The sequence below is a fragment of the Pseudomonas sp. SWRI50 genome, assembly GCF_014269095.1.
Classification (GTDB): domain Bacteria; phylum Pseudomonadota; class Gammaproteobacteria; order Pseudomonadales; family Pseudomonadaceae; genus Aquipseudomonas; species Aquipseudomonas kermanshahensis.
Genome location: NZ_JABWRW010000034.1, coordinates 1 through 13,269, shown reverse-complemented (window position 1 = coordinate 13,269; position 13,269 = coordinate 1). Strand labels below are relative to the sequence as shown.

The 13,269-nt window shown below is 57.5% G+C and carries 11 protein-coding genes; 5 read left to right on the top strand and 6 right to left on the bottom strand.

Annotation, left to right across the window (positions count from 1 at the left end; all coding sequences use genetic code 11):
* The 4 genes from drmA to HU750_RS24945 are packed head-to-tail and all read left to right on the top strand — an operon-like array spanning position 1 to position 7,064.
* Positions 1–3,987, top strand: a complete 3,987-nt coding sequence (gene drmA / locus HU750_RS24960) for a DISARM system helicase DrmA (RefSeq protein WP_186682965.1) — start codon at positions 1–3, stop codon at positions 3,985–3,987.
* A gap of 2 nt (positions 3,988–3,989) precedes the next feature.
* Complete coding sequence (drmB, locus tag HU750_RS24955; RefSeq protein ID WP_186682963.1) at positions 3,990–5,855, top strand: MrfA Zn-binding domain-containing protein; 1,866 nt, start codon at positions 3,990–3,992, stop codon at positions 5,853–5,855.
* Position 5,856: 1 nt separating this feature from the next.
* Positions 5,857–6,624 carry a DISARM system phospholipase D-like protein DrmC gene (gene drmC / locus HU750_RS24950; RefSeq protein ID WP_186682961.1) on the top strand — a complete coding sequence of 256 codons (768 nt, stop codon included), beginning with the start codon at positions 5,857–5,859 and terminating at the stop codon, positions 6,622–6,624.
* Positions 6,625–6,641: 17 nt separating this feature from the next.
* Positions 6,642–7,064, top strand: a complete 423-nt coding sequence (locus HU750_RS24945; RefSeq protein WP_186682959.1) for a very short patch repair endonuclease — start codon at positions 6,642–6,644, stop codon at positions 7,062–7,064.
* On the opposite strand, the gene HU750_RS24940 is transcribed toward HU750_RS24945, so the two are convergent.
* The 6 genes from HU750_RS24940 to HU750_RS24915 all read right to left on the bottom strand — a co-directional run bounded on the left by HU750_RS24940 (position 7,009) and on the right by HU750_RS24915 (position 12,343).
* Positions 7,009–8,070, bottom strand: coding sequence for a DNA cytosine methyltransferase (locus tag HU750_RS24940; protein WP_186682957.1), 1,062 nt, complete (start codon positions 8,068–8,070; stop codon positions 7,009–7,011). The genes HU750_RS24945 and HU750_RS24940 overlap by 56 nt on opposite strands.
* Positions 8,071–8,353: 283 nt before the next feature.
* Positions 8,354–8,851 carry a RadC family protein gene (gene radC / locus HU750_RS24935; protein WP_186682955.1) on the bottom strand — a complete coding sequence of 166 codons (498 nt, stop codon included), beginning with the start codon at positions 8,849–8,851 and terminating at the stop codon, positions 8,354–8,356.
* Positions 8,848–9,816 (bottom strand): recombination directionality factor, encoded by a 969-nt coding sequence (locus tag HU750_RS24930; RefSeq protein WP_186682953.1) that lies wholly within the window; start codon positions 9,814–9,816, stop codon positions 8,848–8,850. The genes radC and HU750_RS24930 overlap by 4 nt, the downstream gene beginning before the upstream one ends.
* A 77-nt stretch (positions 9,817–9,893) precedes the next feature.
* Positions 9,894–10,898, bottom strand: coding sequence for a YqaJ viral recombinase family nuclease (locus tag HU750_RS24925; RefSeq protein WP_186682951.1), 1,005 nt, complete (start codon positions 10,896–10,898; stop codon positions 9,894–9,896).
* A 75-nt stretch (positions 10,899–10,973) separates the two neighbouring features.
* Positions 10,974–11,942 carry a TIGR03299 family phage/plasmid-derived protein gene (locus tag HU750_RS24920; RefSeq protein WP_186682949.1) on the bottom strand — a complete coding sequence of 323 codons (969 nt, stop codon included), beginning with the start codon at positions 11,940–11,942 and terminating at the stop codon, positions 10,974–10,976.
* 71 nt (positions 11,943–12,013) lie between these two features.
* On the bottom strand, positions 12,014–12,343 hold the full coding sequence (locus tag HU750_RS24915; protein WP_143110175.1) for a hypothetical protein: 330 nt from the start codon (positions 12,341–12,343) through the stop codon (positions 12,014–12,016).
* Positions 12,344–12,649: 306 nt separating this feature from the next.
* Between HU750_RS24915 and HU750_RS24910 the strand changes: the two genes are divergently transcribed.
* Positions 12,650–13,162, top strand: a complete 513-nt coding sequence (locus HU750_RS24910) for a hypothetical protein (protein WP_186682947.1) — start codon at positions 12,650–12,652, stop codon at positions 13,160–13,162.
* Positions 13,163–13,269: the final 107 nt, after the last annotated feature.

Sequence of the window (13,269 nt, the reverse complement as noted above, 5' to 3'; positions counted from 1 at the left end):
ATGACTGAGAAAAATAAGGCCGGTAAAGCGCAGAATGCATGGATAGCCATTGATCATGGCCTTTCGATAAATGAAACGTGGGCACTCTATACGCTGCAACTGAAGGGCCAGCGTTCGCTGTATCAAGCTATCGCCGATGACGATTGGGTATTGATCCTGAACGCCTTTGGCCGCATCACGCGGGTCGGGCGGGTACTGCGGGTTCGTTCCGATCTGGAGACCACGACGATTTACCTCGACCGCATGTTGTTGGTTGAGCCGGCAGTTTCTATTGGCCTTACATCGTTCGCACCACCGTCCTCTGGCAGCGTTGGTCCTATTCAATGGACGGACTTTGTAGAGTCGCTCCCCAAGGCGCTGCACAAGACCATCGCCGACGTGCCGGCCATTGAGGATCAGGCCTACATCCGCGAGCTGCTACAACTGGCAGTGATGGATGATTTGCTCGGCCCGGCTGGTGGCCCCTGTGAACGCATCGTCGATATGGGTGTGCGGGATCGCTATTTGGTTGGCAAACTGGCCCCGCGTGAGGCCGCACAGGGCGGCATCGAGGGGTTGGACGGGGCATTGGCCAATGACGAGGCCGAAGAGCCCACCGAGCCCAAGGCGCCTGGTCGGCACGAACCCGGTGCGGAGTTTGGAACGGCTACCGGGAGGGTGGAACCGGAGTCGGATTCGGCTGATGAGATCGATGCTGCCAGTAACCAGTCGCTGGTGCCCAGCAGCCTCGGTATGACCTTCTGTGTGGATGGGGATGCCGATCGGATCGAGATCGAAGCTCGCTGGGGGAGGTACGAGCGTGTACCGAACGATGAGCACGACCTCCTAAAACCTAATTTACAGAAAGCCAAGGTGTGGCAACGCATTCCCTGTGGAGGCAAGATCGTACTGCCGCTGACCGAAGGCGTGATTCCACATCTGGCTCCTGATAATAAGTTTCCCGAAGTGCGCGTGCAGGGCTCCATTCGGGCCAAGAGTGCCAAGGGAGATCGGTTGGTCACCTTATTCCTGGTGAATGCACAGAAAGAGCTGAAGACTAACCGCGATACGGCGTGGGTATTCCAGCCTGAGCTGATCGCTCGTTCTGCGCAGGATGCCGCCAAGCGGGCCATCTTCCGGCGCAGGCCAGTGTTAGACACAGACGGTGTGGATCCCGAGCGTGAAGCGTTGGAGATGATCTACCGCAATCGCGTCGAGTTCGCCATGGGCCATGGCGTTGCCGTCCATGCTGAAACTGCAGAAGACGTAGCGTTAGCCACCGAAGTCCGCACCACCGTCATGCCGCAGTACGAGGTACAAGTAACGGAGACGCCCGGCCTTGACCCTTCCGATCGCCCGGCGATGCGTGAGATGGTCAGCAGCGGCTTGCTCGACATGCAGCGACTGGCGACTTTGGACATTGACCCACTGGTCGAAGCCTTGAGCATGTTGACCAAGGACTACACCTCGTGGATTGATGAACAGCGCGCTCGTATCGGTACTGAAGTGACTGGCTATGACACTCAGTCGGAACAAGCGATGGATCGCTGCCAGGAGATCTGCGCTCGCCTGCAACAAGGCATCGACACGCTAAAAACCGATGAGAAGGCCCTGGCTGCCTTCCGGTTCGCTAACCGTTCGATGGCGACGCAACGCGTGCGCAGCCAATACGCACTGGCGATGCGCCGGGGTGAAAATGTCAGCATCGATAAGTTCGATCTGGTGAAGAACCGCAGCTGGCGTCCATTCCAGTTGGCGTTTCTTCTGCTGTCGATCCCATCACTGGCAAACCCCTGTCACCCGGATCGCGTCCAGCCCGTCGAGGCTTATGCCGATCTGCTGTGGTTTCCTACTGGCGGTGGTAAGACCGAGGCTTACTTGGGTGTAGCGGCCTTCACCATGGTCATCCGGCGCATGCAGGGCAATCTGGGCGGTTACGATAGCTCACGTGGTTTGGCGGTGATCATGCGCTACACCCTGCGTCTCTTGACGCTGCAGCAGTTTCAGCGTGCAACGGCACTGATTTGCGCGATGGAGGTGTTGCGGCGCGAGGCGCTGGACAAGGGTGACAAATCCTTCGGCATCGAACCTTTCACCATCGGCCTCTGGGTTGGCAACAAGGTCACGCCGGGCACGACAGAGGACAGCCACCGCGCCATTGAGGATGTGCGCAACCCCGGCAAATACAACGCCGGGGCGGCATCGCCCGCGCAGCTCACCAGCTGCCCGTGGTGTGGCTCGGAGGTGGCCCCGGGACGAGACGTCGAAGTCGATAAAGGATCTGGCCGAACCTTCGTCTACTGCGGCGATAAGAAAGGCCGCTGCGATTTTTCCAAAGGAAAGTCCAGCAAGCAGCCGCACCCGGGGATTCCGGTGCTGGTCGTGGACGAAGAGATCTATCACCGCCCACCCACCATGATGATCGCCACCGTGGACAAGTTCGCCATGATGGCGTGGCGTGGTCAGGTGCGGACGCTGTTTGGGCGCGTGGGCCAGGAATGCGAGCGCCACGGGCTGCTTTGGCAAGGCGCTGATTGCAATGGCAATCACCAAGCTGGCAAGGGCTTTCCGTCCTCGAAGGTAAAGGCCATTAACCCGATTCGCCCACCTGACCTGATCATTCAGGACGAATTTCACCTCATCAGTGGGCCTCTGGGCACCATGGTTGGTTTGTATGAAACTGCTGTCGATGAGCTGTGCGGCTGGGCACTCGATGGCAAGACGGTCAAGCCGAAGATCATCGCCTCTACGGCAACGGTACGCAAAGCCAAGGAGCAAGTGAACAACGTCTTCATGCGGCGTGTTTCGGTGTTTCCTCCGCATGGATTGGACGTGGAAGACAACTTCTTCTCGGTGCAACGCCCGATCGAAGAAAAACCGGGACGGCGCTACCTCGGCGTGTGCTCTCCCGGCAGTTCACGCCCCGCAATGCTGATCCGCGTCTACACCGCGTTTCTGACGGCGGCACAAGAGCTGTTTGATCACTTTGGCGAGCCTGCTGACCCGTACATGACTATGGTGGGCTACTTCAACTCCCTGCGTGAGTTGGGGGGGATGAAGCGGTTGGCAGAGGATGACGTTCAGACACGTTCCTACCGCGTACAGATGAGCATGGTGGAGCGGGCTGCGCTAGCCCAACGCAGCATCAGTAACATTCGCGAGCTGACGTCGCGGGTATCGAGTCAGGATATTCCCAAGTACCTCGACAACCTAGAGGTCAAGTTCAAGTCTGAGTTCGACACAGCTACCGGCAGGTATGTGACCCGCTGGCAGGAAGGTGACATACGCGCCATCGATGTGGTGCTGGCGACTAACATGCTGTCAGTGGGTGTTGACGTGAATCGACTCGGACTGATGGCCGTCAATGGCCAGCCCAAAGGTACGGCTGAGTACATCCAAGCCACCAGTCGCGTCGGCCGTTCCTTCCCGGGATTGGTCTGCACGGTGCTAACGTGGGCAAGACCGCGCGACCTCTCGCATTACGAAACCTTCGAGCATTACCACGCCACATTCTACAAACACGTCGAGGCGCAATCGGTAACGCCGTTCTCACCGCGAGCGATGGATCGAGGTCTGACGGGCTCGCTGTTGAGCTTGATGCGTCTGGAGAACGACGATTTCAGCCCGAACGAAGGCGCTGGCCAATTGAGCACGTCCAATCAGGCCGAGATCGTCGATGCTATCAAGGTGTTGGCGTCTCGCGCAGGCAATGTCGCTGAAGACAATTCGCGTAAGCAGTTGGCTGAGACCGAGCTGAAAGAGCGCGCCGATGAATGGGCGAAAGAAGTCAGCAAGGGCGGACGGATCTTGGCGTATGAGAAGCGCGGCCCTGAAAAAGACAAGACCGTTGCATTGATCAAGTCACCAGGACTTCAAGCCTGGGACAACTGGACCGTACCGATGTCGATGCGGGAGGTCGAGCCAGGCGTGCGCCTGATCATGAACACGAGCCATATCACGGACGACCACGATTGGAAGCCTCGTCCCGCAACTAAGGATGAGGATTGAGCATGATCATCAATAACAAAACTCCAGTCGGCGAAGTACGTCCCAGCCAATTGCTGTGGACTTATGGCCCCGGTGCTCTGATCGACCTACCCAGCCTTTCCGTAGTGACGCTCGGTATCGACCGATGGGAAAAGGATCGCTGCCAGCCGATTCAAGAGGCACGGCTACTTGCCGCCGTTCGGAAGGTTCTGGGGGCGCAGATCGAGAACCTGCGGATGCCGCCCTTCCAGAAGAGTGAACTCGCCGACGTCTGGTCGGCTGAGGCCAACATCGGTGTACCTGTTCGGCCATTCCCGCGCTGGATGCGCTGCGTGAAGTGTGGTCTGCTGTCGCCCTTTGATGTCGGTCTGTTCGAGATTAAGGAGAACCGCTTCAGGCCGGAGCGAACCCGCTTCGTGCACAAAGGCTGTCGTGGTTCCAAGGGCGACCAACCGGCCAAAGATGCAGATGCCGTCCCTGCACGTTTTCTGCTGGCCTGCCCTGGCGGTCACCTCGACGACTTTCCTTGGCACTACTTCGTCCATGGTGGTAACAGCTCGTGCAAGGGCAACCTGCGATTCTTCGAGAGTGGTGCATCACTCCAAACTGAGAACTTGTGGGTCAAATGCGATGCAAAAGACTGCGGGGCGTCTAGAAGCCTCGCACAAGCCTTCGGTAAGGCTGGTAAAGAAAATCTACCCGCTTGTCGAGGTCGACATCCTCACCTTGACCACTTCGACCACGAATGCAAAGAAGAAGCGCGAGCGGTCCTATTAGGAGCCACCAATAGCTGGTTTCCGATCACGCTCTCGGCGCTTGCGATTCCTCAAACCAAAGACCCGCTCAGTCAACTCATTCAGGATGGTTGGGACTTCTTCGAAGACCTTGATTCCGAGGCTGAGGTATTGGTGACGGTGAAGACCTTGAAGAAGACTGGAGTGCTACCAGGCATCGACAAATATGATGCGACTGCGATCTGGGCGGCCGTCGAGGCTCACCGCAAAGGGGGAGGGCAGGCGGTCTTGGGTGAAGTCGACATCAAAGGTCCTGAATGGAGCGTGCTGACTGAAGCTAACCCGCCCACGGACTACCCCCATTTCATGAGCAAGAAGGTTGGAACGCCGCCGGGTCTCGGAGGCCATATCAGCCGAGTTTTGCTCCTTGAGCGTTTGCGCGAGGTGAATGCGTTGCTGGGTTTCACTCGGGTCGAGGCCCCTGAAGAGTCTGGTGATCCCGATGAGCGGCCGCAGATGGCTAGCCTTTCACGCGGCAAGCCAGATTGGGTGCCAGCCAACCAGGTGCATGGTGAAGGGATCTTCATCCAGTTCGACGAGGCCGCGCTTGTCGACTGGGAGGCTTTGGAGGGCGTCAAAGAGGTCGACCAGATGCTTCGGGGGGGGCATAAGGGCTGGCGAAATTCGCGTCATCTCAACCCGAATGAGAGCTATCCCGGCATTCGTTATGCGATGCTACACACGCTATCTCATCTACTAATTCGGGAGTTGGCGCTGGAGTGTGGATACAACGCCGCTAGCATTCGTGAGCGCATCTATGCCGACACATCAGGAGATAGCCCGCAGGCTGGCATCCTCATCTATACCGCTGCAGCGGATTCGGATGGAACGCTGGGCGGCCTCGTCGATCTCGGTAAGCCAGACAATCTTGGGCGCTTGCTGGAGCAAGCATTGAATCGTTCGAAAATTTGCTCTTCCGATCCACTATGTTCGGAGCATGATCCGGAAAAGGATCGCTCCCTCCATGGTGCCGCCTGTCATGCCTGCAGTTTGGTAGCGGAGACCTCTTGTGAGCGGGGCAACCGCTATCTGGATCGATCTCTGCTGGTACCAACACTCGAACGTGCCGACGCTGCTTTCTTCAAGGGTTTTTGACGTGGATGAACTTTTGGACGCCATTGCGGCCGTTGTCTGTCTGGTCTCTCCAGAGAAGGTTCAGGCTATAGCCAGCCGGATTCGTCGAACCGATACCAGCAAAGCTAGCAGTGCACTGTCGGGTGTGGTTGGCACGCCCACTGCCGCCGGGCTAGTGGAGCAACTCATCAATGCTTGGCGAGCTAGCGCTGTTGGTGCCGAGGAGCTGGCATCTATGCTTCTCGCTTCAGGTCATGTCTTGACCAAGGCTGCGAATCAGCAATCCACCGAGCTCGTGTGGACAGGGCCGACGACCCCCATCGTCTCTGCTCGTCGAACGGAGCAGGCTCTGTTGCAAGTCATCAATGCCGCCGAAAGGACCCTTTTCATAACCAGTTTCGTGGCTTATGACGTCTCGACTATCGTAAAGACGCTGAATGCGGCCAGTGATCGAGGAGTGGTCATCTCCATGCTGCTTGAGTTGTCCCAGGATCACGGCGGTAGCATCGCCTTTGATGCGATAGGCAAAATGAGAACGCTGGTCCCCACCGCAAAACTCTATGCCTGGCGTGAAAAGGCCGATCAATTCTCTGACGGGCGCGTCCATGCCAAAGTCGCCGTAGCGGACGGCAAGATGTGCTTTATCACCAGTGCGAACCTGACTGGGCACGCCATGGAGAAAAATATAGAGGCCGGCGTTTTGATCTCGGGCGACCCATTGCCGGGCCAGCTACACAGGCATCTAGAGGCTTTGGCGATGACTGGGGTGATCGTTCCTGCCGACGCCTGATCAATGGAGGAGGGAAAATGTCGCGTAGCGACATTATGCGTGCGGTCAAGCGTGCTCATACTGGGCCGGAGATCATCGTGCGTCGGGCATTGCATGCTTTGGGGCTCAGGTTCCGTTTGCATCGTCGGGATCTCCCAGGTTCGCCGGACATAGTCCTACCGAGATTCCGGACTGTGGTCTTTGTACATGGGTGTTTCTGGCATCGACATCTTGGCTGTCGTTACGCGAGCGTGCCGAAGAGCCGGCAGGAATACTGGCTTCCCAAGTTCAAGGCCAACGTCGAGCGGGATGCAAAAAAAGAAGCCCAGCTGTGTGAGTTGGGCTGGCGTGTACTGGTGATCTGGGAGTGTGAAACTCGCAAGCTTATAGAGCTTGAGCAGCGACTCAGGCGGGAATTTCTTGTGGCCGAGGTTGTTCATACTCCTCGACGTGACGCATGAGGCTTTCACCTATCACTTCACCCAGGCGAACTGGTACGGCGTTGCCGATCATCCGCCCGACTGCTTTGAAGGTGATTTGCTCCGGCGGCATGAACTCATAGTCTCTTGGGAAGGACTGGAGAATTGCAGCCTCGCGCAGCGAGAGCGCTCGCGCTTGCTCGTAGTGACCGAAGCGGCCATTACCGAAGCCGTAGCACAGCGTGGTCATCGTGGGACTCGGTTCATCTCTTTTCAGCCGGCCGTAGACGCTAGGGTAGGTTTTGCCGCTAGCTTTGCGGTGGCACTCTGCGATGAGGTGTGGGGGCCAATCCCGCCAAGTGCCGCCCTCGCGCGAGCGCAGGATGCGTTCCAAATTGATCGGAGTCAGTGTGGCAGCGCGATGCATCGGGTCATTTGGATCGCACTCGCCTGCTGCAATTCGAGGCAGGTCATGGATCATGTCCATTACGGTGACGGGGGTATTGCGGTGGGTTGGCTCAATGAGCTTGATCGGGCCTAGTTTGGAGGCTAGCAGAACGTGTCGACGACGGTGCTGAGGTAGGCCATAGTCGACGCAGGCCACTCGGTTTGCCCACACTTTGTAGCCTTGAGACTCCAAGTTGTCTACGAAATCCAGGTAGACCTGATGCTTGGTTACATCAGGAACGTTCTCCATCGTAACCAGTTCAGGTTGCACTTCTCGAATCAGGCGTGCGAAGTGGTACAGCAGGGGCCATTTGCTGTCGGTACTGGTGTCTCGCCCTTGATTATAGGTGGAGAAGGGTTGGCAGGGGGCACAGCCCGCGAGGAGGCGGTAGCGGCCTTCGACTCGCGGATACCATGCTTCAAGCTGTTCCTTGGTGAGGGTCTTGACGTCCTGCGTTACGAATGCTGTCTGGTTGTTTACTTCGTAAGCGTGCCTGCACTGGGCCTCAATGTCGTAGCCAGCGTAGACTTCGATACCAGCATTACGCATGCCAGCGGTCAGGCCGCCAGCGCCACAGAAAAGGTCAACAGCATCAATCATGGGGGTAGGGCCTCCTAGAGGAGGCTATTCTAGCTGGAACCTTTGTAAAGATCGAGCACGATAATTGGGGTAGTTACCATATCGAGTACTTGGGGTGTCAGTTTACGCCGTACGTCTTAGCGCCCGAACCCGCTCCACACTCAGCCATGCGCGCTTGGGGTGGATGAGCTTTGTCATGGGCGGCACGCCGCTGGATCGCGAAAAAAAAGCGATAGGGTGCCATGTCGATGGCCGCCCTGGCATCAGCCAAGGGCAGTCCGTCGGACGGTGTGAACCTTAGGGATTACAGGTAACCTCTTTCAGCCAACGAGACGCAACCTTCGTGGCCAACCACCACATGATCCAAGATGCGGGTGCCGACCATGTTCAGAGCGTTCTTGAGGGTGATGGTCAGGGTGCGATCGGCTTGGCTGGGTTCTGGGTCGCCGGAGGGATGATTGTGAACCATAATCACGGCCGCGGCGTTGTGCTCCAACGCAATCTTGACAACTTCTCGTGGGTACACGCTTGCCTCATCCAACGTGCCTCTAAACAGTTCTCTAAAGCCTATAACCCGGTGTTTGGAATCGAGCAGTAGCAGAGCAAAGACCTCATATTCATGGTACTGCAGCAGTGTTTGCAGGTGGCTAAAGACCTGCTTCGGCTCAGTCAGTGCCCGGCCTTTAGATAGACGACTCATGGCCAGTTGTTGCGCCATCTGCAAGATGTCGGCATCGGTGACTGGTGACTCCATGACGTAGGTGCCGCTCGTCTCACCGGGCTTGAGCTTGTGATATTTCATGACGGTACTCCTGGAGGAATGGGGGAAGGCTGGGGAGGTTGAGAAAAGCGTTGTTGGACTGAATGCCTAGTGCTGTGCTCGATAGCCTGAGTCTCTAACTTCTGAGCCAGAGAGGGTTTTGAGGGCGCTGTCAGCTGGAGCTCTGCGTTTCTGGGTGGGTCTTCAGCAGCGGGAAAGAACTCCTCGACAATGGCGCCGGTGTCCTCCTCGCTGTCTTCAAAGGCGCCGTTGTTAAAGCCCTGTCGGGCTGCGTGATCCAAGGCGCTCTGGTCAAAGCCCGAGGCTTGCCGGGTTTCCTTCAGTTGCTTGGCTGCCAACAGGGCCTCTTCTAAACTCAGTCCACTGCGTATCGTGATATCGACGTAGAAGATTGGTGTGCCATGGCTCTGACGGGTGGATTTGCCACGCAGACGCAGCTCCAGTGGCAGACAGGCCAGGCAATTGCCAGAGATGGCTTGCAGATAATGCAGACGCGCAGCCAGGGTGCGGATGCTGTTGAACCCAGTGGTTCGGAAGACAAAACTGCCCAATGGGTCGTCATCACCAATCACCACATTCAGCCGACCGTAAGGCTTGCAGGCATTGCCTTGGGCCAGTGGACAGCCATCGGGTGAAGGGCAGGGCAGCGATTGGATGCCGTCCTTGGTCAAACGCTTGCATGTTTCACCATTGCCGACGCATAACGGCCTGCCCGTAGTACGGTCGAACAGGCTGTATTCCGCGCGAAAATTGAGGTCCGGTTCGTTGAACAACAAACGGATTGGAATGCTGCGCAGCTTGCCATCCTGGCCATTGCGCAGTTCTTCGTTGAGTGGATGCAGCAGCCAGCCCTCTCGGCTCTGGACTTGCGAAGTGATGGTGAACTGATCGTCTTTCTCGGGCAGGCGCTTGCCGTTTTTCTCGACGACCTTGCCGATGGAAATGCGCCCGAGTACTGGCGGGGTGATGGCTAAACCTTTGAGCATGGCGGTTATCCTTGATCTGAAAATAAAAAAGCCACCGGGACGTGAACGGTCCGGGTGGCTAGGGCGTGCAGGTTTTTTCAGGCGATCAGGAAGCGACGGGTGCCTGTTTTGGCCTTGGGGTAGCGAGCCTGCAGGTAGGGCTTGTCTTTGAGCATCTGTTCGACATCCAGGCCCATGCTGTCCTTGGACTTCTTCCAGCTGATATAGCCCTCGGTAAACTCGGCACGGGTGGCTTCCCCCATGGCCTGCTGCAGAACCTGCTTGAGCTGCGCTTCACGTGTCTCCTGCTGGGCAATGGTTTGGCGAACAGACTTTAGTTCCAGAAAGGTGCTGGCCAACTCGGTGTGCTGGCTGAAGTCCAGGGTCTGTCCGTTATCCTCGGGGTAGAGGCAGCGTAATGCCGCTTCCGCAGACGCTGTGCCATCGGCCGGTGGCGGGGTGTCACTGACGACGTAATCCCAGAACAGCCGTTCCAAATCAATCAGCCGAGCAATCAGCACCTCGTCGCGTGTGATGCGATGGATTTCCAGATGCTGGCCACCGAGCAGGACCGCTACATCAGCGGCCTGCTTGCCAGTGACTGCGAGCTGGTGCATGACTTGCAATTGCACATATTCGGGCACGCCCTCTTTCCAGAGGCGTGCCCCATTTATGCCGGCAGTTTTGCATTCAAGGATTTGCACATCGTCGGTACCGATCACCTCGCGGTCGATATTGGCGAGCATCCAGGGCAGCGCCGGATCGGGATGCTGTAGCACCGCGTTGATCCGTCGAACCTTGTGCTGGCTGCGCTTGCTGTAGTGCCATGCCACGATGGGCTCCAGCACATTGCCCCAGTACAGCGGGCTTTCCTCATCGTGAGGATCAGCCTTCGGTAGCCCAGCATCGCGACCGGTCTTTTCTAGCCACAGCTCCAACTGCGACTTGTAGGGATTCAGACCCACCGCAGCGGCGGCATCCGAACTGCCGATGCCTTGCTTGCGGATCTGCAACCAGTCCTCGCGCGGCAGCTCCTTGGTGCTGACCAGGCGCAGGGCAGGGCGTTTCTTACAGGTGCTACTATTCAATGACGTTGCCTTCATCGTCTTTACCTGCTGGCGTAAAAACGCCCGACCAGCACAAGGCTGGCCGGGCGCGAGGATTGATGTGAGTGAGGGTTAGGCGGCGAGTTGCAGTGCGGCATCCAGGGCGCGTTGCTTGATCTGCGCCCCCTGACCGAACCATGCCGAGTCCAGGCGGTACTCGTTACTGCGGGCACGGCGCTCGTGGTCGACATACTCGGTCACGGCATTAAGCAGGCCCCAGGCGGTGCCGCGTGCCGAGTCCAGCTGGCTGCCGCGACCACGGCCCTCGTATAACTCCTGGACCTTGCGTAGCGCACGTTCGTTGGGCAGTACTTCCGGTAATTTGGCGGTTGGATTGGTTTCGCACAGCACGTTCATGAAGAAGCCCAGGGCCTCATGCCACTGCACCTTACGTTCAGCCAACGCCCTCATGCGGTACATAAACTCGTCCCAGCCAGAGACGGCGATGCCCAGTTGCCTCTTCACCGTCTGCTGGTCAAAGCGAGTGTTGTGCGGCACTTTTATGGCGCGGCTGCTGCCATCCAAGGCGATGGTCAGGGTGTTGTTGCACACCACGCGCACGGTGGTTGGCGTTGCTGTGGTGGCCAGGGTGCCGTCACAGGAGGTGGCGAGCAGTAGATAACCGTTGACCTGGTCGTTGCCCTTTATCTCTGCACTTTGCCCGGTGCGCGCCAGTGCCCAGAACTTGCGCCCGCCCTTGAGCACGCCAGCTGTTTCCAACTCGTAGCCGGAGACCTCGGTGAGATCGCGGTAGAACTCCAGAACCTCTCGCGGCTGCACGGTGTGATAGCGCTGCGAGACCACCGACAGAGGAGCCTTGGTGTCCGAGCGGTAGAGCACCTTCTGCTCAGGGAAGGAGTGGATGGCGCCTAGGTGGCCGACCGCGTCCGACTTGAAGTGCACTGGGCTTTCCAAAATCTGCCAGTTCATGCCGGCTTCACGTTGCCAGACCTCGATAGGCTGTTTACCGGGGAGTTGATTGCCCAGACCGTGCCAGGGAGTAGTGCCGGCGTAGGCCATGGTTTCAATGAGATGAGCCATAGGAATGATTCCTTACGAATGAGTTGGAATGAGCGTCGATTCATCAACCGCCGGCGCGTGTTAACGACGGCTTAGTGGTTGACGCTGAAGCTGTAACCGCACTCCTGGCACTGGTAGTTGTGAAGCACCTTGTCATCAATCTGCTCACCCAGCGTGGCACCGGCTATCCCGCCTGCTACTCCGCCAAACAGTCCACCCAGAAGAGCCCCAGCAATACCACCAATGGCGATTCCTACCGGCCCGCCGACAACACCAAGCACCGCACCGACTTCAGCGCCTGATAGGGCACCAGCGGCTCCACTGGCGGCACCACCTGCTGCACCAATCAAACCACCCGCTTGTTTACCGATATTTTTAGTGATGACGCGTCCAGAGTTACAGCTTGGACAAGGGGTATACATGCTCAGATCCTCTCAAGTGATGAGCGTGCCGAGGTAGAAGCTGGCACGCTAAATCCCCAGTAGCAGTCGATGCAGCGGGGCGTTCACAGAGGTGATATAGGTCTGAAATATCTTTGGATCTGATTTTTGATTAGTCGTAACTGCTTGGCACATCCAGGGCTAGGTATCTACGAAACCCGCCAGGGGCAATTCAACTCCATGCATTTGGTTGATTCTTGTCCCGAGCGACCTCATTTTGATGAGTGGCGCCCCTGCTCGACCTGCGGGCTGCTGACAAAGAGGCGCCCGGCGTCGTAACGGGTGACCGTGAGCCAAGTGGCTAAAAATAGCAGTGATCTAGGGGGCGCAAATCAAGTGGAATTTCACATCTTCAACATCGGTGAACCGTACACGAGCACATGGTGGCATGAGCTCCGCAGTCGAGCTGTCATCACAGCTGGCTTCGATTCAGAGCCGGGCGACCGTGGTGACAAAATCCTTCATGACATGGCTGAAGGGGACTGGCTGATTGCTTACTGTAATGGTCGCGGTTATGTCGGTGCAGGGATCGTCATGCCAATCGATACCTATGCCCTTCACGACGAAGATCTTCCTGGATCGCAGTCGAGTCACCGCCATGAACGGGCTGTTTTATGGCTACATGCTGTCGATGATTTCGCGGCTGCTGTTACCCTGGCAGAGGTTCAGCAATCCGCTCCCCGACAGACTAAAGAGCGTGAGCGAGACGCTGCAGTAGCTGGGAAAATCATTGCATTGTTGGAGGAGCGAAGCAGTGACCGCCAAGGCGCCAAATACTGGCATGTGATTGATGCTGTCTGAATCGCCCCTGGTTTCGTAGACACCTCCAAGCCTCATAATGAGGCCCAAATAGGAGGTGCCATGAGTCGTCAGCGTTACCCCGAAGAATTCAAGATCGAAGCGGTCAA